The sequence below is a fragment of the Undibacterium sp. YM2 genome, from assembly GCF_009937975.1.
In the GTDB taxonomy this organism is placed as follows: domain Bacteria; phylum Pseudomonadota; class Gammaproteobacteria; order Burkholderiales; family Burkholderiaceae_D; genus Undibacterium.
In genome coordinates this window covers 2,890,765-2,914,871 of sequence record NZ_AP018441.1, presented here as the reverse complement: position 1 = coordinate 2,914,871, position 24,107 = coordinate 2,890,765, and the positions used below count along the sequence as shown (strand labels likewise).

General features: G+C 49.2%; 25 protein-coding genes, 1 tRNA gene and 1 pseudogene. 16 read left to right on the top strand and 11 right to left on the bottom strand.

The window, feature by feature from the left end:
* Nucleotides 1-30 precede the first annotated feature (30 nt).
* Nucleotides 31-1,242, top strand: a complete 1,212-nt coding sequence (locus tag UNDYM_RS13255; RefSeq protein ID WP_232064057.1) for a glycoside hydrolase family 105 protein — start codon at nucleotides 31-33, stop codon at nucleotides 1,240-1,242.
* A gap of 17 nt (nucleotides 1,243-1,259) precedes the next feature.
* Nucleotides 1,260-1,574, top strand: coding sequence for an L-rhamnose mutarotase (rhaM, locus tag UNDYM_RS13250; protein ID WP_162041460.1), 315 nt, complete (start codon nucleotides 1,260-1,262; stop codon nucleotides 1,572-1,574).
* Nucleotides 1,575-1,647: 73 nt separating this feature from the next.
* On the opposite strand, the gene UNDYM_RS13245 is transcribed toward rhaM, so the two are convergent.
* Complete coding sequence (locus UNDYM_RS13245) at nucleotides 1,648-2,568, bottom strand: alpha/beta hydrolase (RefSeq protein ID WP_162041459.1); 921 nt, start codon at nucleotides 2,566-2,568, stop codon at nucleotides 1,648-1,650.
* A gap of 100 nt (nucleotides 2,569-2,668) precedes the next feature.
* On the opposite strand from UNDYM_RS13245, the gene UNDYM_RS13240 reads away from it, so the two are divergent.
* A complete protein-coding gene (locus tag UNDYM_RS13240; RefSeq protein ID WP_162041458.1) occupies nucleotides 2,669-3,334 on the top strand; it encodes a DUF1080 domain-containing protein in 666 nt (221 codons plus the stop codon).
* Nucleotides 3,335-3,413: 79 nt separating this feature from the next.
* On the opposite strand, the gene UNDYM_RS13235 is transcribed toward UNDYM_RS13240, so the two are convergent.
* The gene (locus tag UNDYM_RS13235) at nucleotides 3,414-4,817 is read right to left on the bottom strand and encodes a hypothetical protein (protein ID WP_232064056.1); all 1,404 of its coding nucleotides are present in this window, start codon (nucleotides 4,815-4,817) and stop codon (nucleotides 3,414-3,416) included.
* A 323-nt stretch (nucleotides 4,818-5,140) separates the two neighbouring features.
* On the opposite strand from UNDYM_RS13235, the gene UNDYM_RS13230 reads away from it, so the two are divergent.
* From UNDYM_RS13230 to UNDYM_RS13210, 5 genes are all read left to right on the top strand, one after another.
* Entirely contained in the window at nucleotides 5,141-6,058 is a 918-nt protein-coding gene (locus UNDYM_RS13230; RefSeq protein ID WP_232064055.1) for a rhamnogalacturonan acetylesterase, read from the top strand.
* Between the two features lie 10 nt (nucleotides 6,059-6,068).
* Nucleotides 6,069-6,812, top strand: a complete 744-nt coding sequence (locus tag UNDYM_RS13225) for a DUF6250 domain-containing protein (protein ID WP_162041456.1) — start codon at nucleotides 6,069-6,071, stop codon at nucleotides 6,810-6,812.
* 33 nt (nucleotides 6,813-6,845) lie between these two features.
* Nucleotides 6,846-8,273 carry a glycoside hydrolase family 105 protein gene (locus tag UNDYM_RS13220; protein ID WP_232064054.1) on the top strand — a complete coding sequence of 476 codons (1,428 nt, stop codon included), beginning with the start codon at nucleotides 6,846-6,848 and terminating at the stop codon, nucleotides 8,271-8,273.
* Between the two features lie 79 nt (nucleotides 8,274-8,352).
* Nucleotides 8,353-9,936, top strand: coding sequence for an alpha-N-arabinofuranosidase (locus tag UNDYM_RS13215; protein WP_162041455.1), 1,584 nt, complete (start codon nucleotides 8,353-8,355; stop codon nucleotides 9,934-9,936).
* 117 nt (nucleotides 9,937-10,053) lie between these two features.
* On the top strand, nucleotides 10,054-11,079 hold the full coding sequence (locus UNDYM_RS13210; protein ID WP_162041454.1) for an arabinan endo-1,5-alpha-L-arabinosidase: 1,026 nt from the start codon (nucleotides 10,054-10,056) through the stop codon (nucleotides 11,077-11,079).
* Nucleotides 11,080-11,217: 138 nt separating this feature from the next.
* Here the strand turns inward: UNDYM_RS13210 and UNDYM_RS13205 are convergent.
* Nucleotides 11,218-11,294: transfer RNA gene (locus UNDYM_RS13205), tRNA-Pro, on the bottom strand.
* 209 nt (nucleotides 11,295-11,503) lie between these two features.
* Between UNDYM_RS13205 and UNDYM_RS13200 the strand changes: the two genes are divergently transcribed.
* From UNDYM_RS13200 to UNDYM_RS13185, 4 genes are read left to right on the top strand one after another with little or no spacing between them, the layout of a single operon-like run.
* A complete protein-coding gene (locus UNDYM_RS13200; protein WP_162041453.1) occupies nucleotides 11,504-12,628 on the top strand; it encodes a carboxypeptidase family protein in 1,125 nt (374 codons plus the stop codon).
* A gap of 27 nt (nucleotides 12,629-12,655) precedes the next feature.
* Nucleotides 12,656-13,123, top strand: a complete 468-nt coding sequence (locus tag UNDYM_RS13195) for a CYTH domain-containing protein (RefSeq protein WP_162041452.1) — start codon at nucleotides 12,656-12,658, stop codon at nucleotides 13,121-13,123.
* 2 nt (nucleotides 13,124-13,125) lie between these two features.
* The gene (locus UNDYM_RS13190; protein ID WP_162041451.1) at nucleotides 13,126-13,395 is read left to right on the top strand and encodes a MoaD/ThiS family protein; all 270 of its coding nucleotides are present in this window, start codon (nucleotides 13,126-13,128) and stop codon (nucleotides 13,393-13,395) included.
* A gap of 2 nt (nucleotides 13,396-13,397) precedes the next feature.
* Nucleotides 13,398-14,480, top strand: coding sequence for an exo-alpha-sialidase (locus tag UNDYM_RS13185; protein ID WP_232064053.1), 1,083 nt, complete (start codon nucleotides 13,398-13,400; stop codon nucleotides 14,478-14,480).
* 52 nt (nucleotides 14,481-14,532) lie between these two features.
* On the opposite strand, the gene UNDYM_RS13180 is transcribed toward UNDYM_RS13185, so the two are convergent.
* The 8 genes from UNDYM_RS13180 to UNDYM_RS13145 form a co-directional block, all read right to left on the bottom strand.
* Nucleotides 14,533-14,913: a nuclear transport factor 2 family protein gene (locus UNDYM_RS13180; protein ID WP_162041449.1), complete on the bottom strand. Its 381-nt coding sequence runs from the start codon at nucleotides 14,911-14,913 to the stop codon at nucleotides 14,533-14,535.
* Between the two features lie 34 nt (nucleotides 14,914-14,947).
* Nucleotides 14,948-15,400, bottom strand: coding sequence for a MaoC family dehydratase (locus UNDYM_RS13175; protein WP_162041448.1), 453 nt, complete (start codon nucleotides 15,398-15,400; stop codon nucleotides 14,948-14,950).
* A 22-nt stretch (nucleotides 15,401-15,422) separates the two neighbouring features.
* Nucleotides 15,423-15,884: a MaoC family dehydratase gene (locus UNDYM_RS13170; RefSeq protein ID WP_162041447.1), complete on the bottom strand. Its 462-nt coding sequence runs from the start codon at nucleotides 15,882-15,884 to the stop codon at nucleotides 15,423-15,425.
* Nucleotides 15,885-15,961: 77 nt separating this feature from the next.
* On the bottom strand, nucleotides 15,962-17,101 hold the full coding sequence (locus UNDYM_RS13165) for an acyl-CoA dehydrogenase family protein (protein WP_162041446.1): 1,140 nt from the start codon (nucleotides 17,099-17,101) through the stop codon (nucleotides 15,962-15,964).
* 10 nt (nucleotides 17,102-17,111) lie between these two features.
* Entirely contained in the window at nucleotides 17,112-18,302 is a 1,191-nt protein-coding gene (locus UNDYM_RS13160; protein ID WP_162041445.1) for an acyl-CoA dehydrogenase family protein, read from the bottom strand.
* A gap of 156 nt (nucleotides 18,303-18,458) precedes the next feature.
* Nucleotides 18,459-18,974, bottom strand: coding sequence for a GNAT family N-acetyltransferase (locus tag UNDYM_RS13155; protein ID WP_162041444.1), 516 nt, complete (start codon nucleotides 18,972-18,974; stop codon nucleotides 18,459-18,461).
* A 31-nt stretch (nucleotides 18,975-19,005) separates the two neighbouring features.
* Nucleotides 19,006-20,232, bottom strand: a complete 1,227-nt coding sequence (locus UNDYM_RS13150; protein WP_162041443.1) for a DUF2863 family protein — start codon at nucleotides 20,230-20,232, stop codon at nucleotides 19,006-19,008.
* 67 nt (nucleotides 20,233-20,299) lie between these two features.
* Nucleotides 20,300-20,995, bottom strand: a complete 696-nt coding sequence (locus tag UNDYM_RS13145; protein ID WP_162041442.1) for a glutathione binding-like protein — start codon at nucleotides 20,993-20,995, stop codon at nucleotides 20,300-20,302.
* Between the two features lie 142 nt (nucleotides 20,996-21,137).
* Here UNDYM_RS13145 and UNDYM_RS30700 point away from each other — a divergent pair.
* From UNDYM_RS30700 to UNDYM_RS13125, 4 genes and pseudogenes are all read left to right on the top strand, one after another.
* Nucleotides 21,138-21,554 (top strand): annotated as a pseudogene (locus UNDYM_RS30700) (EamA family transporter); the annotation flags it as partial.
* A gap of 92 nt (nucleotides 21,555-21,646) precedes the next feature.
* Nucleotides 21,647-22,018: a DMT family transporter gene (locus UNDYM_RS30695; protein WP_162041440.1), complete on the top strand. Its 372-nt coding sequence runs from the start codon at nucleotides 21,647-21,649 to the stop codon at nucleotides 22,016-22,018.
* A gap of 163 nt (nucleotides 22,019-22,181) precedes the next feature.
* Nucleotides 22,182-22,562: a BlaI/MecI/CopY family transcriptional regulator gene (locus UNDYM_RS13130; RefSeq protein WP_162041439.1), complete on the top strand. Its 381-nt coding sequence runs from the start codon at nucleotides 22,182-22,184 to the stop codon at nucleotides 22,560-22,562.
* Nucleotides 22,559-23,899, top strand: a complete 1,341-nt coding sequence (locus UNDYM_RS13125) for a TonB family protein (protein ID WP_162041438.1) — start codon at nucleotides 22,559-22,561, stop codon at nucleotides 23,897-23,899. Before UNDYM_RS13130 ends, UNDYM_RS13125 begins: the two co-directional genes overlap by 4 nt.
* The last annotated feature ends 208 nt before the right edge of the window (nucleotides 23,900-24,107 follow it).

Sequence of the window (24,107 nt, the reverse complement as noted above, 5' to 3'; positions counted from 1 at the left end):
GTAAACAACAATAAAATGAAGGAGAGCACTTTGAAATTTCAAAAAAAATACCTGATGCTTGCCAGCCTGGGTTTTGTCGGCAGCATGTTGCCAGCCCTGGCCTGGACGCAGAACTATCCGCTTCCTACACCAGCCATGCAGGCGATCATCGACAAGGATACTTCACGTCATTTTGGTGATGCACCTGCTGATGGCGGCCCTCTGGCAACCGATCTGTCTGCAGAGCTGGAACCAGCAGCGATAGAAAATGTCTTGCGCAAGGTGGCGGATTGGCAACTGGCCCGTTCGCAGGCGCACTTTGGGCGTATCTGGACATCCAGCGTGATGTACACCGGCTTCATGGCAGCGTCAGAAGCCACAAATGACAGCAAATATAAAGACGCCATGCTGGCCATGAGCCAGCAACATCAATGGCAACTGGCGAAACGCCTGCCGAATGCGGATGACCAGAGTGTGGCGCAGACTTATCTGGATTTGTATTTCCTCAACAAGCAGCCTGAATTCATCGCCCCAACCAAAGGCGACCTCGATACCCTGATTGATCTGAAGACTCTTAAACCAGGTGACGACCGTCTGCCATGGTGGTGGTGTGATGCCTTGTTCATGGCACCGCCGGTATGGGCGAAAATGTATGTGGCAACAGGTGAGCGCAAATATCTGGATTATGTCCATACCCAATGGAAAAACACTTACGATCTGCTGTACGACAAACAAGAACACCTGTATGCCCGCGACGTCAGCTATATCAACAAGACTGAACCCAATGGCAAGAAAATTTTCTGGTCACGCGGCGAAGGTTGGGTCATGGGTGGTATAGCCAGGACACTGGACTATATCCCCAAAGACGATCCGCAACGCCCATTCTACGTACAACAGTTACGTGAAATGTCAGCCCGCATCGCACAGTTGCAGGATGAAAACGGTCTGTGGCATGCCGGTTTGCTGGACCCCGCTACGTATCCCTTGCCTGAAATTTCTGGCTCAGCCCTGTTTGTATATGGCATGGCTTATGGCATCAATCGCGGCATTCTTGACCCCAAAGAATACCAGCCAGTAATCGCCAAGGCATGGAAGGGTATCCTGAAGCACGTCTATGCAGATGGCAGGTTGGGCGGCATACAGCAGACCGGTGCCGAGCCAGCCTTTTACAGGCCAGCATCCAGCTTTGATTATGGTGTCGGCGGCTTCATGCTGGCCGCTGCCGAATTGAAGAAGATGGTCACAGTCAAACCAGCGAAATAACAGCAGGAGAGCCAGTCATGATAACGCGTGCTTTCCGGATGAAACTAAAACCAGGCAATGTAGATGAATATCATCGCCGTCACGATGATCTGTGGCCAGATCTGGCAGATGCATTGCGTGCTGCCGGTATCTATGATTATTCCATTTTTCTGGATGAAGAGACTTTGCATCTGTTTGGTGTACTCAAATTGCATCCTGATCACCAGATCGATGACTTGCCCAAACATCCAGTCATGCAACGTTGGTGGGATTATATGGCAGACCTGATGGAAGTCGAGGCCGATAACCGTCCCAAACAATTGGCATTGAAACCTGTGTTTTATTTCGAGTAAATAAAAAATCGCCAGCCTATAATCTGATATGGGCTGGCGATTTTGATATGTATTTTTCAGTTTATTTTACTGCTTATTTCCCTAGTGACTGGCTGTCGGCTTGCAGTATTTTTCTGTCCCTCAGCCATTCTTCGGCGCGATGCGGCCAATCGGATGCATTGCCGTTACCAAGACGCATAGCCATGCCATGTGTACCGCGTTCAAACAAGAGCATTTCCGCTGGTACACCAGCTTTGGTCAGAGCCTGATAAAACAGGATACTGTTTTCGACCGGAACGGTTTTATCATTCTGGGTATGGATCAACAGAGTAGGGGGTGTCGTGCTGCTCACCTGTTTTTCCAGCGACATCAGTTGCATGGATTCTGCGCTGGGTGATGCACCCAAAAGGGCTTTGCGGGATCCCGCATGTACCGACGGGTCTTGCATGGTAATCACGGGATACATCAGTATCATGAAGTCAGGGCGTGCATTGACACCGTCAAGCGCAGCACCGGTGCGCCCCAGAGGGTGATCAAACAGGGTGCCGGCACTGGCTGCCAGATGGCCGCCCGCCGAACTGCCCATCACACCGATGCGATTGGGATCTATACCATATTGCGCTGCGCTGGAACGCACTAGACGAATGGCACGCAAGACATCCTGTAAAGGGGCAGGGTGGCCAAATTCGGCCAGGCGGGATTTAAGCACAAAACTGCTGACACCCAGGGTACTGAGCCAGTGCGCATATTGCTCGCCTTCACGAAGGGTAGACAGACGTACATAGCCGCCGCCGGGGCAAATGATCACTACGCTGCCATTTTTTCTGTCGGCAGCAGCGGGATAAAAAGTCAGATTCGGTTCGCTGACATTCGACGTGCGGCCATCAGCCACCTGTTCTGGCCTTATGTTTTTCGCGCCCGGTACGCCTTCTGGCCACAAGCTGATGGCACCGGATTGTGCATGAGAAGAAATGGCCGACAAGGTCAGTAACAAAGTGAAAAAAAGTCGTTTCATGGCAGTAAATGAAGTATGTTATAAAAAAATCCGGCTATCCTGTGTAAAGCAGTTTTGTATCAATACAAAAAAATATCGATTCCATTTGAGAAAGAACATCATGCGTCAACTTTCCCGTTTTTTGAAGTCTTTTCAATTATCAGTATTGCCTGTGGCATCTATTCTGTCTGTTATGGTCATTCCTGTTGCCAATGCGGATGAACTGTTCAATGGCCGCGATTTCAAGGGTTGGGAAATTCAAACTACACCGGCAAGCAAGATTGAAGAAGTCTTCAGTATCACAGCGGATGGTGTGATTGCTTCTGCTGGCAAACCTTCAGGTTACATTGCTACGACGGAACGCTATAAAAATTTTTCGCTACATGCAGAATGGCGCTGGACCGCTGCCCCTGGCAATGGTGGCGTGTTGATACACATCAGTTCTGGCCCCAAAGACAAAGTCTGGCCACTGAGCCTGCAAATTCAAACCAAATACAAAAATGTCGGTGACCTGCTGCCCATGGCCGGTGCCAGCTTTGCCGAACCCCTGACTACGGCCGAGGGCGCGTATCCTCCCATCAAGGCAAAACTGGCCGATAGCGAAAAACCTGTTGGCGAATGGAATAGCTGCGACATTCTTGCCAAAGATGGATCGGTTGAAGTCAGGATCAATGGCATAGTACAAAACAAAATCAGCAAATCCAGTCCAGACTCTGGTCACATCGGCTTTCAGCTTGAAGGCACCGCCTATGAACTGCGCAATGTGCGCATTCAAAAACTCGATTGATGGTCGATTGATGCAGGATTGATACACGATTGATGTCCGCAAGCCAGGCCATGTTCGTTGCATGACCTGGACAGCTTGGTCAATTGGATACAGGAATAATGCAGATATTCAGTGTCCGGTTGTCTGCAGACAGCATGGCCGACTGGATTTCTATCTTCTTGCCGTCCGGGCTGAATGTTGGGTGAGGGTGATCAGCCGCTGTATCCTTGTGCCCGGTGCTGAGTAGACTCATCTTGCCGCTTAAACGGTCTATCAGATAAATGCTGCGGCTGAAATCATCGCCGACAGCCCAGCGACCATCGCTTGATCCGTGCACATGCCATAAGCCGCTGCCTGATGGTGTTTGCCCAGCGATACGCATTTCACGTGTACGTAAATTCACAATGGCAAGGCCACTGGGTTTTTCGCGTGTGCCGGCATTACCCCAACCCGGATCTTGCCCCGGATTGGCACCTTCAACGGCAGTGCCTTTGTTGGCGCTATTATTTGTTCCGCCTATATTGCGATGCCCCATAATCGCCATTGCCACTTCATCTTTTGAAATGACGGCTTCGTGGGTCACCCATTCATAATCCGCTTCAGGATACAGCGGGCGCAAGCCACTGCCGTCTGCCATCACCACCCAGGTGCGTTGAGGTGATTTGCCGCCAGTTTCCCAGCAAAAAATGATTTCACCCGGATTCCACAAGTTCGCCTGAATATGGCCGATCTGGAAGGGTACTGAAACAACATGGCGGATTTCACCTGTCTTCACATGCATTTTTGCAATGCCGCCGGGGCCGGCCCCCATGTTTCTGGGGCCGAAGCTTTTCTCTATGCGTGCATTTTTTGCCAGGTATTTTGCCGCCTCCTGTGATGTCTCGCGGAAGTATATCCATTCATCGGCAGCATCCAGCGCCAGGTCGGCAGCTTGTCCGACTTCAGCAGGTACTACGCCGCATATGCGCTGGTAGCTTTCTGCAGGCTTCATCTTGCCAGCTTTGCTATCGGTAAATACCGCAGCAAGATCAACCTCTACCAGTTCAACCGGTGCGGCCTGACGTGGCCGACCAACTTTTCCTTCTCGTGGAGATTTATCCGTGCTGCGCATGAAATACAGTTTCATGGCACGTGTCGACACATTCAGCATGCCTGTATAGCCGCCTTCAGATACCTGTACGATATCTCCGGTTTGTTCATTGACGGCCATCGCTTCACCTTTTGCGATACCTGAGCGAAAGATCACCCATTGCCCATCGGAAGTCCATTGTGGATGGGTAGGATAGATTTTTGAATCGCCATGCGGCTGGCTGGTCAGAAAGGTCAGCATCACTCCAGTAACCGGGTCTTTGACCACTTTTCGCTCACTGGGGAAGCGATGCCCTATTTGCGCAAATGCAGACGCGGACAACAGGCAGAACAGGCACAGGAAAAGATTCAGGAAAAAACTGGGCATGCGAACAGGCAAGATACGAACAGAGATACGAACAGATAAGCGCTTCATGGAATTTTGATATGTGTGGGAGTAATCGGTTAAATTCCGGATGCGCATTTTCTCAACATGCTTGAGTGGAATGGCATCAGTGCTGCCTATTGTGCTTGGTTTTCAGGCAGTTTTTTCATAATTTGCACTGCACAATCAATAGTGATCATTTTTTTGATTCTTTAAACAAGTCTTGCAGTCAGTTACAAGCTCTCGAATAAAATGAAATCATATGTCGAGGCTGTTGATTTACCCATATGTACTCACGTGTATGATGACCTTCAGTCTTTCGCTACCCGACGATACTTAACCATTATTCCTGTCATCTATTTATGAATACCAGTATGTCTGCGGTACGCCGCCTGATCTGTGTAAGTGTGCTGGGCTGGACTTGTTCTGCCCTGGCGCAAACTACGCCACCACCAGCGGTGAACACCGACCCCAATGCAGCAGCACGTATCGTATTGCCAGAACCGGCGAATCCGCAATTACCTTCTGTTTTTTTTATCGGCGATTCAACCGTGCGCAATGGCCGGGATGATGGTCAGAACAAGGGTGCAGAAGGGCAGTGGGGCTGGGGCAATCCCATCAAGGTTTATTTTCAGACGGATAAAATCAATGTTGTTAACCGCGCCATCGGCGGTCTTAGCAGCCGCACTTATCTGACTGGCGGGCACTGGCAAAGAAGCCTGGCATTGATGAAGCCAGGTGATTTTGTCATCATGCAATTTGGCCACAATGATAATGGCCCCTTGAACGATACCAGCCGTGCAAGAGGGACCATCAAAGGCATCGGTGAAGAAGCTGAAGAAATCGATAATCTGCTGACAAAATTACCAGAGACAGTACACAGCTATGGCTGGTATTTGCGCAAATTTATTGCCGAGGCCAGAGCCAAAGGCGTGCAGGCCATCGTATGTTCTCCCATTCCCCGCAAGAACTGGGATGCAAATGGAAAAATCAACCGCAGCAAAGCCAGCTATGGGGGTTGGGCTGAACAGGTGGCGAAACAGGAAAAAGCGGATTTCATCGATCTGAATGAAAACATCGCCGCTGCCTATGACATCATGGGTAAGGATGAGGTGATGAAACTGTTCCCCTTAGTGACACCGGATGAACATACCCACACCAATCTGGCCGGTGCAGAATTTAATGCAAAGGTAGTTGTGGCAGGTATTAAAACTTTGCAATATGCACAGTTGAAAAACTATTTAAATGATAAATCGGTTGATCTGAAATCGACGGCAGCATCAGTCAAATAGCACTACAGAAATGATATTCACTTCCCATTGTCGAACGAAACTGCAACTGTTCTGGATGACGCTTGCAGCCATCGTCGTTATGACTCAGGCTGTACCTGCCGCTGCGCAATCCGCCGAAATCACTTGCAGCCAGTCAGGCAAGCTTGGTAAATTAATTTACCAGGATGATTTTGATACGGACCTGCGACAGTGGCAGGTAGAGTCCGCCGACACAAAGAATTCCGACATCAGTGTTGCCAATCACCAGCTTTTGATTGATGCAGCGAAAGGTGCAACGGTGTGGTTCAAGCAAAAATTATCTGGCGATATCTTGATCAGGTATACCCGCAGGGTCGTCATGGAACAGGGACGCAATGACCGGCTGTCTGACTTGAATCAATTCTGGATGGCGACCGACCCGCGTGATCAAAACATCTTTACCCGTAAGGGCGTTTTTGAACAATACGATGATTTACGTCTGTATTACGCGGGCATAGGCGGCAACACCAATACCACGACCAGGTTTCGTAAATACCAGGGCAATGGTGAACGTAGCTTGCTGACAGAGTTGAATGAGCGCGACACCTTATTGCAGGCGAACCGCGACTACGTCATAGAAACTACGGTGTACCAAGGCTGCACACGCGTTCTGGTCGATGGCAAAGTGTTCTTTTCATACAAGGACAAAGATGCCTTGCGGGATGGCTACTTTGGATTCCGGACCACCCAATCCCGACAACAAGTACGTGATTTCAAGATTTATCAGTTGGAATGAATACCCGCAAGATTTATTTATAGAGCAAAAAAGATGATAAAGATGAGACAAAAAAACCAGTCAGGCCTGCGTTCAACATTGAAATTATTGGCCATCGCAGGCATCAGTTGCATATTGCCATTAAGTATGGGCATGAGCACGGCAGTAGCCGCAGGCAAAACAAACAATACAGGCAAACCAGCCAATGACGTGACGGCACCACTGCATTTGATGCAACCAGATTACCCCACGCCGTACGGGCAACCGACAGCAGAAGATGTCAAGAAAGTGCTGTACCGTGTGCATACCTATCTGGACAATGTTACGCCTGCCAAAATTATTGATGGCAAAACAAAAAAGCAGATTACTGATTTTTCCCAGATCAATGACGATACGATACTGGCCCCGGGCGATTATCGCCTGACCAGCTACGAATGGGGTGTCACCTACGCAGGCATGTTGCTGGCTGGCAGTGCCACGGGTGATAAACGTTTCAGCAATTATGCCAGTGAGCGCCTTGGTTTGCTGGCTGACCTGGCACCGCATTACATTGCCCGTCTGAAGGCTAATCCGAAGAGCCCCTCACCTATCCGATCATTGTTGCAGCCCCATGCACTGGATGATGCGGGTGCCATGTGTGCCGCCATGATCAAAGCCACCAGGGAAGGCGTGTCCAATAAACTGTCCAGCCTGATTGATATTTGCAGCAGCTACGTCAGCACCAAAGAGTTCCGTCTGCCGGATGGCACCCTGGCCCGTAACCGTCCGCAACCGAATACCTTGTGGCTCGATGATCTGTTCATGAGCGTGCCAGCCCTGGCGCAAATGGGCAAATTGACAGGCGACACAAAATATTATGACGATGCCGTAAAACAGGTCAAACTATTTTCTGAACGCATGTTCAACAAGGAAAAAGGTGTGTACATGCATGGCTGGGTCCAGGATATGGGCGTGCATCCGCAATTCCACTGGGCCAGGGCTAATGGCTGGGCCGTCATGACCATGGTTGAATTGCTGGATGTACTGCCACCAGACCATCCTGGCTATGCAGACGTATTGGCGCAATTGCAGGCCCATGTCAAAGGTCTGGCTTCTTACCAGCATGGCACAGGCTTCTGGCACCAACTGCTGGACCGCAATGACAGTTACCTGGAAACGTCTGCCACTGCCATCTACACCTATGCCATGGCACATGCCATCAATCGCGGCTTTATCGATAAACGTGCTTACGCACCGGTAGTCATGCTGGCATGGAATGCGGTAGCCAGTAAAGTGACACAAAAAGGCCAGGTGGAAGGTGCTTGTGTGGGTACAGGCATGGGCTTTGACCCGGCGTTTTATTACTATCGCCCGGTGAATGTATTTGCCGCGCATAGCTACGGCCCAGTATTGCTGGCCGGTGCAGAGGTCATCAACCTGATGAGGACCAATACCTTTGAAATCAATGATAGCTCATTGCAGCTCAAACTAGCGAGGCCATGAATAAGCCATGATCTAGTGATCTTCGAGGCTAGCTTGGAATAAATTGGTGTCGACAATGCCTCATAAATCAGGAGGAGAAATGTTTGTGTTGAAAGCCAGCATAAAGGTAGGCGTATTTTGTTCGGCAGCGCTTGTATTTGTAGCTATTGCCGTTCCGGTTTTTGCTGGCAATCAAGTCAGTATCAGCATTGATGCGAAAAAACCTGGCCCAGTCATTAATAAAAATGTTTACGGCCAGTTTGCAGAACATTTGGGCAGGGGTGTTTATGAAGGCATGTGGGTAGGACCAGATTCAGCTATTCCAAATACAAAGGGATGGCGCAATGATGTTGTCGCGGCGCTAAAAAAGATACATGTGCCACTGGTACGTTGGCCAGGTGGTTGTTTTGCGGATGAATATCATTGGCGGGACGGCATAGGCGTACGTGAGAACCGTCCAGTCAAGATGAACACCAACTGGGGCAATGTGGAAGAACGCAATGCCGTTGGTACCCATGAGTTTTTTGACTTGATTGATCTGCTGGGTGCAGATGCCTATGTGAATGGCAATCTTGGTTCTGGCACGCCGCAGGAAATGGCAGAATGGCTGGAGTATATGACGGGTGACGGCAAGTCAACTTTGGCAGAATTACGCCGCAAAAATGGCCGTGATAAGCCATTTAAAGTCGCTTTCTTTGGTATCGGTAATGAGGCCTGGGGTTGTGGCGGCAATATGAAGCTTGAGCACTACACCAGCCTGTTCAATCAATACGCCAGTTTTTTGAAAGCTCCAAAGGCTTACATGCCAAAAATCATTGCCAGTGGTGGTCATGATGATGACACCAGTTGGACAGATTATTTGACCAGGAACATCCACGAACAATGGAATATGCGTTTTGATGGTGTCAGCTTTCATTATTACACTCTACCAACCGGCACTTGGGAAAAGAAAGGCAAGGCGCTTGGTTTTGGGGAGGATCAATGGATATCCACGCTAAAAAATACATTGCGCATGGATAGGCTGATCAGGAATAACGTTGCCAGGATGGAGGTCAATGACCCCAAGAGCAAAATTGCTTTCAATGTGGATGAGTGGGGAACATGGTATGACGTGGAACCGGGTACGAATCCTGGATTTTTATATCAACAAAACAGTTTGCGCGATGCTCTGGTTGCTGCCTTGAATTTCAATATTTTTCATGAACATGCAGCGCGTGTGCGTATGACCAATATTGCCCAGATGGTTAATGTCTTACAGGCCATGATATTGACTGATAAAGACAAAATTTTACTAACGCCAACTTATCATGCATTTGAAATGTATGTGCCATTCCAAAATGCGACAAACTTGCCACTCACGATAAGCAATAACCACGAATACAGTTTTGGCAAAACCAGTATTCCAGCAATAAGTGCTTCTGCAGCTCGTGCGCTTGATGGAAAAGTATATTTGTCGCTGGTGAACACTAATCCCAATGAGAGTGTTGAGATAGATGTTGATGTTGCAGGCGAAAAAATAGAAGCTGCCAAAGGCCGCGTACTGACTGCAAAGACCATGGATGCACACAACACTTTTATCCGGCCACAATCAGTACAGCCAGACAATTTTAATTCCAGTGCAAAAGCAGGCAGATTGACATTGAGTGTCCCAGCCAAGGCGATAGTTGTGGTGGCGCTTGAATAATGGCGAGATACCTGTTATTCAACTATCTGAAATCATGCCGATGAGGAAGTTAGTGCAGGAAGTAGAGCCGCTGTCGTAATGCAATCAGGCAAACAGTTCAGTTTAAAGGCGAATTGCATGAAATCTCTCTGTTTGTACTTCATGGTTAGTATTTTTTGTTTGCAGCCGCAATGTCAACTTGCCGCTGCAGAAGTCAGTGTGCACGACCCTGTGATGGCAAAAGAGGGAAATACATATTACCTGTTCAGCACCGGGCCAGGCATTACTTTCTATAGCTCTGCCAATATGAAAGACTGGCGGCCTGAGGGCAGGGTGTTCGCTGGTGAACCTGTCTGGGCACGCAATACTGTGCCGGACTTCAATGGCCACATCTGGGCGCCAGACATACAGTTCCACAGCGGAAAATACTATTTATATTATTCAATATCTGGATTTGGCAAGCTGACTTCAGCTATTGGTGTCACGGTTAACAAGACGCTCAATCTTCACTCACCGGATTATCGCTGGGAAGATCAGGGAATGATATTGCAGTCCGTCCCAGGACGCGATTTGTGGAATGCCATTGACCCGAATATTGTCACCGACAGCGAGGGCCAGGCCTGGATGTCATTTGGTTCGTTCTGGTCCGGCATCAAACTCGTGAAATTGAACGAGGCATGGACAGGTTTGGCACAGCCACAGGAATGGCATGCGATTGCAAAGCGTGCTCGTCCGGCTTTTACACCGGATGAATCAGCTGGGCCCGCAGAAATTGAAGCACCTTTTATTTTTAAAAGAGGGGACTACTACTACCTTTTCGTTTCCTGGGGCCTATGCTGTCAGGAAGAAAAAAGCACCTATCATCTGGTTGTCGGACGCTCCAAAAGTCTGACAGGGCCATATCTGGACAAAAATGGCAAAGCTATGCTTGAAGGCGGCGGCTCTCTGTTTTTACATGGCACTGAGCACTGGAAGGCACTGGGACACAATAGCGCCTATTATTTCAATGGCAGGGATTATCTGGTATTACACGCGTATGAGGCCGCTGATAAATACCTGCAAAAACTGAAAATTCTTGACATGCAATGGGACGCAGAACTTTGGCCATTCGTTGATGCTGCTCAACTCGACGCCTACCGCAGCGTACAGTTGCCAGGAAAATAGCATGAATTATCCTTAATGATTGTTCATATTGCATCATTGCGGGACAAAGCTTGTTGAGCGTATCGAGTTAACTTTAATAGCTCGCATCAAATAAAAAAGGCTTGCAGATAAGATATCTGCAAGCCTTTTTGTATTCATTGGTCGGGGCGAGAGGATTCGAACCTCCGACCCCGTGCACCCCATGCACGTACGCTACCAGGCTGCGCTACGCCCCGACACTGAGCGAAAGATTATAGTATATCGTGGCGAATTTTGCTATGTTTGACCAGAAACTTCTTAAATGCTTGCCTTGGTGAAAATATTTGTCCGATTTTATTCATTATTTGACTGAAATATTTTCATAATTCAGAAAAAACTGTGAAAATACCAGTCCTAGGTCGCCGTATCACTACGGTGCTTAAAAACATTTCTGAATAAATACAAGATGACAATTAAAATCAGTCAGAACTTCGACGCGGGAGCGATCGAAGTCGTCAAGGCGGAACAGGCGGGGGCCATCGATTTAAATTTGCGCAAGGATTCACATGCCGACATCTGGCAGTGGTTTCACTTTCGCTTGCAGGGCGCACGTGGGCAAGAGACTGTCATGCGCATTATCAATGCGGGTGATGCCACTTATGCCAAGGGCTGGGAAGGCTATCGCGCGGTAGCAAGTTATGACAGGGCTAACTGGTTCCGTGTAGATACCGAGTTTGATGGCAAGGTCATGACCATACGTCATACACCTGAACGTGACAGCGTGTATTACGCTTATTTTGAGCCTTACACCTGGGAACGTCACCTGGCCTTGCTGGGTGGGGTAGAGAATTCTTCTGTCGCCCGTGTTGAAGACCTGGGCAATACCGTTGATGGCCGTGACCTGAACCTGATCGTTGTCGGTGACCCTGCTGCTGAAAAGAAAGTGTGGATCATTGCGCGCCAGCATCCAGGCGAAACCATGGCTGAATGGCTGGTGGAGGGCACTTTGAATGCCTTGCTGGACCCATCCAATCCAATCGCACGCAGCATTCTGGAAAAAGCGGTGGTGTATATCGTCCCGAACATGAATCCAGATGGTTCTGTACGCGGCAACCTGCGCACCAATGCAGCTGGTGCCAACCTGAACCGTGAATGGATGACACCTTCGCTGGAAACCAGCCCTGAAGTGTATTACGTCAAGAACAAGATTCACGAAACAGGTTGTGATCTTTTCCTGGATATCCATGGAGATGAAGCCTTGCCTTACATCTTCGTGGCTGGCAGTGAAATGCTGGCAGGTTTTAGCGAAAAGCAGGCGCAGGAGCAGCAGCATTTTGTCGATAGTTTTTGCAAGGCCAGTCCTGACTTCCAGACCAAATACGGTTACGAAGCATCCAAATACAATGAAGATGTGTTGAAGCTGGCATCCAAGTATATTGGCCATACCTTCAAATGCGTTTCGCTGACTCTGGAATTGCCATTCAAGGACAATGCCAATTTGCCGGATGCAGAAGTGGGTTGGGACGGTTCACGCAGTATCAAACTCGGTGAAGCAATGTTGCAACCGATTTTGGCGACATTGAGTGCATAATTCCGGTATTTATTGATCGGAGTAGTGATGGGCGTAGAAATTGAACGCAAATTCCTTGTTGTGAATCAGGATTTCAAACGACAGGGGCAGGGCACATTTCTGCGCCAGGGTTATATTTGTTCTGACCCAGGTCGCATCGTACGGGTACGCATAGAAGCAGAGCGTGCGATGCTGACCATCAAGGGCATGTCAACGGGCATTAGCTGTGGCGAATGGGAATACTCCATTCCACTAGCCGATGCGCAAATCTTGCTGGACACAGTCTGCCAGCAACCTCTCATAGAAAAAACACGTTACCGCATTCCTCTTGCCGGTTTGATTTGGGAAGTGGATGAGTTCATTGGTGATAATCTCGGCCTTATCGTGGCAGAGGTCGAGCTTGAATCCGAACAACAGCAATTTGAGCGCCCGGCCTGGCTGGGTGAAGAAGTCAGCCATGACAGGCGTTACGCAAATGCGAATTTGCTCAAGCATCCCTACAAGGACTGGGCATAATCATGGCCAGGCTGATTTTTACCCAGCAACTCAGTCGCTTTACTGAAGTTCCTGAGGTGGAAACTGCGGCTGATAATCTGCGTGATGCGCTGGAAGCAGCATTTCAGGTCAACTCCACTTTACGTGGCTATATCCTGGATGAACAGGGCGATCTGCGTTTTCATGTGGTGGTTTTTATCGACGGCAAGCGTGTCGTGCAGCGCAGTGGCTTGCGTGACCCTTTAAATTCAAATAGCCAAGTCTATGTATTGCAGGCTCTTTCAGGAGGCTAATGATGAAAGCAATGGTAGCAACCCGCAAGGGTTTGTTTGAATTGATCCATATGGACGGCAAGTGGAAGCTGGATCAGATCAGTTTTCTGGGTGAACCCCTGAGCATGTGCCTGCATGACAAACGCGATGGCGCTGTTTATGCGGCATTGAACCTTGGACACTTTGGAGTCAAGCTGCACAGACGCGATGAAGGCCGTGACGACTGGACTGAGATCGCCGTGCCAGCCTACCCTGAACATGCCAAAACAGATGATGATGTCGAATGGAAACTGAAAGCCATCTGGTCACTGGAAACTGGTGGCAGTGAAGAGCCGGGTGTGTTGTGGGCCGGTACCTTGCCTGGTGGCTTGTTCCGTTCAACTGATCGTGGCAATAGCTGGGAGTTGGTGCGCAGCCTATGGGACAGGGAAGAGCGCAAAGAGTGGATGGGTGGTGGTTATGACACACCTGGCATACATTCGATATGCGTCAACCCGCGAAATCCTCAGCATATTTTACTTGGCATATCCTGTGGCGGTGCCTGGAAAACTGAAGATGGTGGGAAGAATTGGGGATTATGTGCATCCGGTATGCATGCCGCTTATATGCCGCCTGATCTGGCAGACAAGCAAAATATCCAGGACCCGCACCTGATCGCACGCAGCAAATTCGCCAGCCATGTTTTATGGTGCCAGCATCATAATGGCATCTGGCGCAGTGAAGACGATGCGGTGAGCTGGCAACAATTACATTTGCCTGAAGGTATTCCAGATTTTGGTTTTGCTGTAGCCGCTCACCCGCGCAACCCTGATATTGCCTGGTTTGTGCCTGCAGTGGCGGATCAAAAGCGTGTGCCCCTGCATGGCGCCATGAGTGTCACGCGTACACGGGATGGAGGCAAGACCTTTGAGTCTTTGAGAAGCGGTTTGCCGCAACAAGATTGCTATGACCTTGTGTATCGCCATGGACTGGCGGTGTCGGAAAATGGCAAAAATCTGCTGATGGCGTCGACTACGGGCAATTTGTGGGCGAGTGAGAATGAAGGGGATGACTGGTACCAGATATCAGTTAATCTGCCGCCGATTTACGCCGTTAAATTTTATTAACCTCATTCACATGAGACAAGAGGCCAAAGTACGTACTTTGGCCTCTTGCATTTCAAGTACTGGATCTTTGTGGAATGCGTTGCGCTGGGTCGTAGAAGAAAGTTTCTTCAGCTATGCATTCACCTTCCCAGCGCTGGTAGGCAAGCTCCTCCATTTGCGTGACACTGCCGTCCAGCCATTCAAACCTGAAAATCCAGCGTATGACGACATGGTCGCCATTCACCAAGACCGGATGAACACAGGTAGATGTGACTGACCTGGCGCGTGACATGACGGCATGTTCAGAGGCTACATGCGCCGCACGGCCTATCCTGGGCTTTGCCTGGTTTTCCTGCATGCTGGAATTTTCGGTATAAAACTCTTCACATGCTGCGGCATGTTGGTTCGCCTCTACCTTGGCGATGAAGCGTTTCAATGTATCTTGACTGGGCATGGATTCGGTCTCGTAAAGATGAGGTTTAGCAGGACTAATAGGCGCGTGAAATTGATTCTGCTACGCATACTGGTTTATCCTGGCCTTCACGTTCTATTGTTACTTCCCAGGTGAATTGCGCACCGTCCTTGATGTCTTCGATTTCCAGCAGTTTCAAACGCGCACGTACCCGGCTGCCGACAGGTACAGGGGAGGGGAAGCGTACTTTATTGAGTCCATAATTGACGCCCATTTTGACGTAAGTGAGTTTGATGGCATTGGCAACCAGCATGGGCAGCAGGGACAAAGTCAAAAAACCATGTGCAATCGGCCCACCAAAAGGAGATTCACGTTTGGCTCTTTCTACATCGATATGTATCCATTGATGGTCGCCAGTCGCATCAGCAAAAGTATTCACTCTTTCCTGGCTGATTTCTACCCATTCTGAGTGGGCAACTTCCTGGCCTATCAAGTCTTTTAATTCAGCAAGGCTATTAAATTCTCTCATCATGTCTCCTTATTGTTTATTTTTACTCTGTGCGGCGACCAAACATGCCCATGCCAGTGATCGTGCAAACCAGCTTGCCTTCCTGGTTGTAGGCTTTCCACAAGGTATTGATTACACCCCGGTCTGGTTTTGAAGTGGACAGTTTGCTGCCTGTGGTTTCGGCTGTGACAGTCAGGGTGTCGCCAGGGCGCACTGGCAGTATCCAGCGTATTTCATCTACGCCAGGAGAGCCCATGCTCGATGAATTGGCCAGGAAGCCATCGACCACCATGCGCATAATCATGCCGCAGGTATGCCAGCCGCTGGCGATGACGCCGCCAAAGATGGAATGACTCGCTGCTTCTTTATCGACGTGAAAGGATTGTGGGTCGAATTGCCTGGCGAATGTGATGATTTCTTCTTCTGTCACTACACGCTGCCCCAGTTCTATGACTGTACCGGGAATGAAATCTTCAAAATACCAGCGATCTGTTTTGATACTCATAGTGTGTCCTCGTTGTTTCCTTATTGTCTTAAAAGGCAAAAAAAATCCCGAACGCAGTCGGGATTTTCCTACAGCATTCAGGCTGCGCTTTTAAAGCCGGGTTGTGCGACAAATCTGGCCAGATGATGATCAGTGTCACCCAGTGTCAGCTCTATCGTGGTCAGGCGCTTGAACATGTGGGCAACCGGCAGTTCATTGGTGACGCCCATGCCGCCATGCAATTGCACGGCTTGCTGGCCTATGTATTTGGCAGCCTGGCCTATCCTGGCCTTGGCGGCAGATACCGTGCGGCGGCGTTCTTCGACATCATCAGAGGCTATCTTGACGGCAGCCAGTGTTGCCATCGAGCGTGCCTGTTCCATTTCCATGAACATTTCAGCCATGCGATGTTGCAAGACCTGGAACTTGCCGATAGGTACGCCAAATTGTTGGCGGGTTTTCAAATAATCCAGAGTGGCTGCGGTAATTGCTTCCATGATGCCTATGGACTCTGCACACAACAAGGTAACGCCGTAGTCAGCCACCGCATCCAGTAATTCCCAACCACCATCCACTGCGCTTAACAACGCATCTGCACCGACTTGTACATTGCTGAAGCTAATATCAGCAGCACGATAACCATCGATGGTGCGGTAATCGCGACGGCTGACGCCTACTGCATTGGCCTCAACGATAAACAGGCTGATGCCATTCGTTTCGCGTTGTCCTCCGCTGCTGCGCGCAGAGACAATCAGTTTGTCTGCCTGGGCGCCGTGCAGCACCACAGTCTTGCTGCCATTGAGTACAAAGCCATCGCCACTTTTGCTGGCCGTGGTGGCAATGTCAAACAGGTCGTGACGTGATTGCCTTTCGCCCAGTGCATTCGCCAGTTTGACTTCGCCGCCAGCGATTTGCTCCAGCACATCTGCATGCTTGCCGGATTTTTTCAAAAACTCTGCACCCATGACAGTGGCAAAGTAGGGCTCGATAACAATGCCGCGCCCCAGTTCCTGCATGATGACCAGCATGTCGATGGCAGAACCATTGAAGCCGCCTTGCTCTTCTGGCACAGGCAAGGCCAGTGCGCCCAGCTCGGCCAGACCACCCCATGCTTTATCGCATATACCTCCAGCAGATTCTATAATTTGCTTGCGCTGTTCAAAGCCATAATCTTTTTCTACCCAGCGACGCAAGGCATCAGCAAACTGTGTTTGTTCTTGTGTTAAGTTGAAATCCATTTTGCTCTCCTCACAGACCCAGGATCATCTGAGTGATGATATTTTTTTGAATTTCGTTGGAACCACCATAAATGGAAGTTTTGCGGAAATTGAAGTAGTACGGCGCCAAAGGCGCAGCATCATCGTCACCGACTATGCTATGTTCAGTCTCGCCTTCGAGGAAGGACGGGTCAAATGGCAAGCCGTAAGGGCCAACTGCCTCTACCATCAACTCCGTCAGCCTTTGCTGGATTTCCGTACCCTTGATCTTGAGCAGGGATGCTTCCGGGCCAGGGCGACCACTGTCTTGCGAAATGACACGCAGGACTGTAATTTCCAGCGCCATCAGTTCCACTTCAAGGCTGGCGACCTTGCTGGCATACACTGCATCATCAATCAGCGGCAGGCCGTTCTTTTGATGTTTTGCGGCGATGCGCTTGAGGAATTGCAATTCACGTTTGGCACGGCCCACTGCAGCGATATTCGTGCGTTCATGGCCGAGCAGGTATTTAGCATAAGTCCAGCCCTTGTTTTCTTCGCCTATCAGGTTCTCTAACGGAACTTTGACATTGTCGAAGAAGACTTCATTTACTTCATGCTCTTCATCAAGCATGATGATAGGGCGCACGGTAATACCCGGTGTCTTCATATCGATGAGCAGGAAGGAGATGCCCTCCTGTTTCCGTACGCTGGGGTCTGTGCGCACCAGGCAGAAAATCATGTCGGCATGCTGGGCGAGGGTGGTCCAGGTTTTTTGACCATTGACGATATAGTGATCACCTTCGCGCTCGGCGCGGGTCTTCAGCGAAGCAAGGTCAGAACCTGAGCCTGGCTCAGAGTAACCCTGGCACCACCAGTCTTCACAACTCAGTATGCGTGGCAGGTAATAGTCTTTTTGAGCCTGGTTGCCAAATGCCATGATGACAGGTGCCACCATATTCACGCCAAACGGCAGGATGGCTGGCGTGCCAGCGCGGGCGCATTCTTCTTCAAAGATATGGCGTTGAGTGGCTGTCCAGCCTGTGCCACCGTATTCTGCTGGCCAGCCTGTGGCTACCCATCCTTGTTTGGCGAGTATTTTGTGCCAGCGAACAAAGTCTTCTCTGGACAGGCGTTTATGATTCAGTACTTTTTGCTGCAGGTCTTGTGGAAGATTGGCTTCCAGGTAGGTGCGCACCTGATCCCGGAAGGCAAGGTCTTCTGCCGTATAGTTCAAATCCATGTTGTCTCCTGTTTTATGATGGCCGCAGCAAGCAATTAATAAGAAAGCAGAAAAAAGCACGACCGTTCAAAACTAATTGTACAACGGATTTTCACAAATGTGCCAGGCAAAATTGGCAGCCAATATTTGAGTGGTAAAAACTTGTTGCAGGTGGGCTTAAGGCTTTTGCATGGGCAAAAAGGCAATGCCATGCATTTCTACTATCTCGCCTTTAGCCAGGAAGCCAAAGCGCTCATAAACGGGAATGGCATTCAGGGAAGAATTGACAGTGAAACTACCTGTATGTCCTTGTACGGCAGCATGCTGGCGGGCACGCTGCCATAGCTTGCTTGCCAATTTGTGCCCCTGATATGAGGGATGAACGAACAGGTGAAACAGGTGGCTCAGGTCGCGCATGGCGATGAAGCCAGCCAGCGTTTCACCGTGCAATGCAAGAATGTAGTGATAGCGTGAATCAGAGAGATAAGAAAGTTCGGCAGATTCTGATACTGACTGTAAAAATAAATCGGCACCGCTGCCATCCGGATTGACGTAAAAATCGCGGGCGAACAACGCGATCAATTGACTGATGATCAAAGCGTCAGCAGCCAAGCCATCCCGGAAATGAAGTTCAGGCTTCATGCCAGAGATGGTTTGTTCACTTTTATGTGCAGGGTTACCTGTTGTCGCCATCTATTCCACCAAACTAGACAAATTTCGACGTTTAGTGAAAGTGTGTTGCCCCCGGAGTTGGTGTGTCATCCGGCATTTCTGTATGTACCAGATCATTTTCCCGGTCTGCAAACAGGGGAGTGCCGCAATCATCGCAGAATTCCATCGCGAAAATTTCTTCCAGTTGGATAATGTCGGTAACACCGCACTCTTGCAAAATGTTGGGGATTTCGCCAGCAAGTTGCTCGTTTTCATCCAGATTGACGGCAATGATCTGATCTTCTGCCTGATACAGCGGCCAAACTACGCCATAGATTACTTCAGGAGCATCACGGAGGCAAAAACTGATGCGGTATTCATCAATTTGCCCGGGATTTTCCTGCTCACCAAAAGATGCAATGATGACGGTGAACTGATCTGCCTCTTTACCCAGAGTTTGCGTCAGATAAAACATGGCAGAGCGTATGGTCGCCGGACGTATTCTGATATCTGCTTCACGACAGGCGGTGTAATAGGCTTCGGGCAGTAAAAGTTCTATGCCGCATCCAGGCAACAGGCGCTTGATGGTGGCATCGGTTTGCTGCTGCCATTCCAGCAAAGCATCACTCTTGGCTTGTGCGCAATCATAGGGTGCTTCAATAGTTTGCCACTGGAAGAGTGGGTCGCCTTTTTTGACAAGCAGCACACCAAGCACATACCGTATATCTGCCAAAAAAGGAATGGTATGAGCACGTTCAGCTTCTACCGGTGCAGGCAGATGTTTTAACATGGCCAGACTATGCCGCTCCAGCAAAGCATAGGTTTCTACGTGGCTGCGCGGTAATTGATCGATGGAATACAATCCCGGCAGCAAGCGCAGTTGTGTTTCTTCAGCCAATAAATGCGCCTGCAATTGTGTGTGCAGTATACCCAGCGCTTCTGTGGGAATGCTACCCGAGGCAATTTCAAAACGCGTCCATGCCAATATGGGGGCAGCGATCAGCAAGCTGGTATAAGATTGCCCATCATGCTCAAATTGCGCACAGGTGCTCACAGATTCCAGCGTTTCGGTCAGGACCTCATAACCATTGGGATGAGTTTGGAACAAGTGTTCAGTGGCTGCCTCCAGCATATCCTGATGATGTTGCTTGAGACTCTTGGTCACCAGAGCATCCAGTTTGGCCTGCCAGTCCAGGTCTTCTAAGCGGCTGGCAGATTGTGCAACTGCGAGCGCAAGATTGGCGACGCGCTGGCTTTCAGCGGCGAGTTTAAGACGGTTTCTTTTTATAGGGCGACGCATACTGAAATAGAGTAGAGGGGGTTAAGCCCATTGTAACGGCAATTTGCCTTGCCCCCGGTGAATGAGTTTATTTCTTTGCGTACTGTGTTTTTCCAAACAAAACTTCTCTTGCCTTGTCATTATTTTCCAGCGGTTTGCGCAAGTCAGCCAATACTTGTACGCCGCGTTGTACTGCAGGGCGCTGGCTGATGGTATCAAACCAGCGCTTGGCATTCGGGAATTCTGCCCAGTCTATACCCTGATTGGCGAATGAACGTGTCCACGGGAAGGTGGCTATATCGGCGATGCCATATTCCTCTCCTGCCAGATAAGTGGTTTTCTCCAGCTGTTTATCGATAACACCGTAGATGCGCTTTGTTTCGTTAGTATAGCGGTCAACGGCATAGGCTATTTTTTCAGGCGCATAGATACGGAAATGATGGGCCTGGCCCAGCATGGGGCCAACACTGCCCATCTGGAACATCAGCCATTGCAGCGCTTCATATTTTTCCCTGTCGGTCTTCCCAAGGAATAAACCTGTTTTACCAGCCAGGTAAATCAGTATCGCGCCAGATTCAAACAAAGCGATAGGTTTGCCGTCAGGGCCATCTGCATCAACGATGGCAGGTATCTTGTTATTTGGTGATATCGCCAGAAAATCGGCTTTGAATTGATCGCCAACGCCAATATCAACTGGAATGGCGCGGTAAGGCAAGCCGCATTCTTCCAGCATGATGTGTACTTTGTGTCCGTTTGGTGTCGGCCAGGAATAAACGTCTATCATTGCTTCCCTCTTTAATGGGTTGATGAAAACAGCAAGTATCCATTATGCATAGATTCATGCATTTGCGCTTTAATCCAAAATAAAAGTGCTGCCCCGCAACTGACATGCTGCACTACGACTTTATACTTCGGCTTTATACTCAATGCTCACCAAGCATAAAGTTAAGATGAAAAAAACTTCACTGCCTGCTTTATTTGCCCTGCATATTGCCGTGTTTTTATTCGGTGCTGCAGGCGTGCTTGGCAAGTCGCTGGCCGTCAGTTCTTTAATCCTGGTATTTGGACGTACCTTGTTTGCAGCCTTATGCCTGATACCTGTGCTCGCATATCAGCGGCAATTGCATGTTCGAGATGTTTCAAAGAGTGTCATACTTTGCGGTTTTCTACTGGCTGTACACTGGCTGACTTTTTTTGCCTCACTCAATTTCGCATCGGTTGCTTTTGGCTTGATGGGCTTTGCCAGTTTTCCTCTATTTGTGGCATTGCTGGAGCCGTGGTTTTTTAAAGAACCAAGAAGGGCGCAGGACGCCTGGGCTGCCTTGTTCGTTGTATTGGGCATGGTGGTGATGGTTAGCGACACTTCTTGGGTAATGGTGCACTCCTTGCTTTGGGGCTGGGAGTATTCTCTGGTTTCAGTTTCGCTTTGCTGGCGATGGCGAATCGCTGGCAAGGGAATCATATCCCTCCATTTAAATTGGCCTTTCTGCAAAATGCTGTGGCCGCTTTTTTGCTTTTACCTTTCATATTATTGGCAGGTGACCTTGCAGGCAATACTACACAAACCTGGTCGGGGTTGATATTGCTGGGGGTGGTGTTTACCGCTTTATCTCATGGCTTGTTCATGTTCAGCCTGCGTCATTTATCGACCAGTTTTGCCAGTATCATGACTTCACTGGAACCAGTGTATGGCATGTTGCTGGCATTCCTGTTTTTGCGGGAAACACCGGGAATGCTCGAATTAACCGGCGCTTTCATCATCATGGTAGCCACCGCTTATGCCAGCTATCGGCACCAGGCACACTAGTTTGTTCACCGTCCAGGCCTGCCCCTGTCTTTTCCGATAAGCCCATCATTTGTATCTTTTTTGCATCTGTTTTGATTTCGCATGGAAGTAGATAAAATAGTCTAGACAAAATAATCTAGACCATATAATCTACATCTTAATCAATTATCTACAAGAGCGCGATATGGGCAAAATCATTTCACGTAAACCGACGACTGCAGAGCTGGATTTGTTGCGCCTGATGTGGCAACTGGGACCATCAACCGTCAAGGATGTACATCAGGCAGCGGTGCAGGACAGACCGGAGTTGTCTTATGCAACCGTATTGCGGCTCATGCAGGTCATGCATACCAAGGGCTTGCTCAGCAGGGACGAAACTCAGCGCTCCCATGTCTATGCTGCGGCCCAGGCACAAGACTCTCTGCAGACGAATCTTTTGAAGGATTTGATCCACAAGGCTTTTTCAGGTTCAGCCAAAGATTTGGTGATGGCAGCCCTGCGCGGCCATGTCAGCAAAGAAGAGCGGGAAGAAATTCAAAAATTGCTGAATGAGGATGAAAAATGAGCCCATTTTTTCAGCACCTCGTCACTGCGCTGGGCTGGGCCTTGTTGCATTTTGTCTGGCAAGGTTTTCTGATAGCCTTGCTGCTGGCTGTGTCCTTGTATTTTATTGGTTCTACCCAGGTAAGAGCACGTTATGCAATCGCATATATTGGTTTGCTTGCCTGCATTAGCCTTCCTGTCAGGGAATTTTTCCTGCGAGTCGATGCCGTACATGTCAGTAATGGATTCAATACACTGAGTGAAGTTCCTGCCTACTTGGGATTTGATGCTTCATCGGCATGGATGGGGTTTTTCCCATGGGTAGAAATGCATTTGAGCGATATGGTAGGGGTATGGCTCATCTGTGTCGCGGCTCTGGCAATACGTCTGAGCATGGGCTTGTTCTGGATTTCTGCTTATGCCCACCCACATCGCAGCAAATCAGACTCACGATGGCAGTCGCGCATTGATCAAATGAGCGAAAAATTTCTCATCCGCAGCAAGGTGATACTCAGGGTAGTTGATGATCTGAAGGGCCCTGTCACTGTCGGTATAGTCCGCCCCATGATACTCCTGCCCAGTGCAATGCTCACGGGCATGCCAGTTGATTTGCTGGAAATGCTGGTGGCGCATGAAATGGCGCACATCAAACGGCATGACTATTTGTTGAATTTGATTCAATCGCTGATAGAAATCATCTTGTTTTACCACCCGGCAGTTTGGTGGATATCAAGGCAGATTCGTAATAACAGAGAAGAAATTGCGGATGATCTAGCCGCAAGAGTCACAGGCGAACCGCGGCGTCTTGCTCTTGCACTTTCTGAATTGGCTAATTTCCAATTCATAACCCCTCAACTGGCCCAGGCGGCCCAAGGAGGAAATCTTATGTCCCGTATCAAACGTCTTGTGAAACCAGAAAAAAGCCCTTTCAACTGGAGGGCCGCAGTTACCATCCTGGGAATCAGCGCCAGTTGCCTGGCTATTTATGCGCAGGCAAATACACCTATAGTAACAGTAGCTGCAGTCGATATTAGTCAGCAAGCCATGGATGCAGCAAAATTTGCCAATGTCAAAAATGGCGATAAAAAACCTGTTGTTGATTTTAATAATTGCAAACCACAATATCCAAGAGCATCAATCCGACGCGAAGAAACTGGCGTCGTCCATGCTTCGGTATTGGTAGGTGCGGACGGGAAAATATTGAAAACCAAAGTAGATCGTTCAGCAGGCTTCCCTGATCTGGACGAAGCGGTTGTCAGCGCCCTCGAAAATTGTACTTTCAAGGCTGTTCCTGGGCAGGTAAATGGCGCTAATACCATGCTGTGGACTAAAGTGCAGTTTGTCTGGAAATTGAAGTAGACACGCTAGGCTGGTGACAGCATGTCTGCCACCAGCTTCTATCCTAGTAAATGAATATGGTCAGTGAATATCAATGAATTTGTGCTATTCCGTGTTTTTCTTGCTGTGCTTGTTTCCGCACGTGCTCAAGCCGGGACATTGTCAGCATATTCCTTTGCACATATCAACGAAAGTGCCTCGATGACTTGCCGGCAGATATTGCAGAGAT

Coding starts and splice junctions, on each gene's coding strand:
- UNDYM_RS13225 (WP_162041456.1), top strand. CDS start 6,069: ATGATATTCACTTCCCATTGTCGAACGAAACTGCAACTGTTCTGGATG.
- UNDYM_RS13160 (WP_162041445.1), bottom strand. CDS start 18,302: ATGGATTTGAACTATACGGCAGAAGACCTTGCCTTCCGGGATCAGGTG.
- UNDYM_RS13170 (WP_162041447.1), bottom strand. CDS start 15,884: ATGAGTATCAAAACAGATCGCTGGTATTTTGAAGATTTCATTCCCGGT.
- UNDYM_RS13185 (WP_232064053.1), top strand. CDS start 13,398: ATGAAAGCAATGGTAGCAACCCGCAAGGGTTTGTTTGAATTGATCCAT.
- UNDYM_RS13145 (WP_162041442.1), bottom strand. CDS start 20,995: ATGATAGACGTTTATTCCTGGCCGACACCAAACGGACACAAAGTACAC.
- UNDYM_RS13125 (WP_162041438.1), top strand. CDS start 22,559: ATGAGCCCATTTTTTCAGCACCTCGTCACTGCGCTGGGCTGGGCCTTG.
- UNDYM_RS13230 (WP_232064055.1), top strand. CDS start 5,141: ATGTCTGCGGTACGCCGCCTGATCTGTGTAAGTGTGCTGGGCTGGACT.
- rhaM (WP_162041460.1), top strand. CDS start 1,260: ATGATAACGCGTGCTTTCCGGATGAAACTAAAACCAGGCAATGTAGAT.
- UNDYM_RS13200 (WP_162041453.1), top strand. CDS start 11,504: ATGACAATTAAAATCAGTCAGAACTTCGACGCGGGAGCGATCGAAGTC.
- UNDYM_RS13175 (WP_162041448.1), bottom strand. CDS start 15,400: ATGAGAGAATTTAATAGCCTTGCTGAATTAAAAGACTTGATAGGCCAG.
- UNDYM_RS13245 (WP_162041459.1), bottom strand. CDS start 2,568: ATGAAACGACTTTTTTTCACTTTGTTACTGACCTTGTCGGCCATTTCT.
- UNDYM_RS13215 (WP_162041455.1), top strand. CDS start 8,353: ATGTTTGTGTTGAAAGCCAGCATAAAGGTAGGCGTATTTTGTTCGGCA.
- UNDYM_RS13210 (WP_162041454.1), top strand. CDS start 10,054: ATGAAATCTCTCTGTTTGTACTTCATGGTTAGTATTTTTTGTTTGCAG.
- UNDYM_RS13165 (WP_162041446.1), bottom strand. CDS start 17,101: ATGGATTTCAACTTAACACAAGAACAAACACAGTTTGCTGATGCCTTG.
- UNDYM_RS13235 (WP_232064056.1), bottom strand. CDS start 4,817: ATGAAGCGCTTATCTGTTCGTATCTCTGTTCGTATCTTGCCTGTTCGC.
- UNDYM_RS13130 (WP_162041439.1), top strand. CDS start 22,182: ATGGGCAAAATCATTTCACGTAAACCGACGACTGCAGAGCTGGATTTG.
- UNDYM_RS13180 (WP_162041449.1), bottom strand. CDS start 14,913: ATGCCCAGTCAAGATACATTGAAACGCTTCATCGCCAAGGTAGAGGCG.
- UNDYM_RS13150 (WP_162041443.1), bottom strand. CDS start 20,232: ATGCGTCGCCCTATAAAAAGAAACCGTCTTAAACTCGCCGCTGAAAGC.
- UNDYM_RS13195 (WP_162041452.1), top strand. CDS start 12,656: ATGGGCGTAGAAATTGAACGCAAATTCCTTGTTGTGAATCAGGATTTC.
- UNDYM_RS13220 (WP_232064054.1), top strand. CDS start 6,846: ATGATAAAGATGAGACAAAAAAACCAGTCAGGCCTGCGTTCAACATTG.
- UNDYM_RS13190 (WP_162041451.1), top strand. CDS start 13,126: ATGGCCAGGCTGATTTTTACCCAGCAACTCAGTCGCTTTACTGAAGTT.
- UNDYM_RS13240 (WP_162041458.1), top strand. CDS start 2,669: ATGCGTCAACTTTCCCGTTTTTTGAAGTCTTTTCAATTATCAGTATTG.
- UNDYM_RS30695 (WP_162041440.1), top strand. CDS start 21,647: ATGGCGAATCGCTGGCAAGGGAATCATATCCCTCCATTTAAATTGGCC.
- UNDYM_RS13155 (WP_162041444.1), bottom strand. CDS start 18,974: ATGGCGACAACAGGTAACCCTGCACATAAAAGTGAACAAACCATCTCT.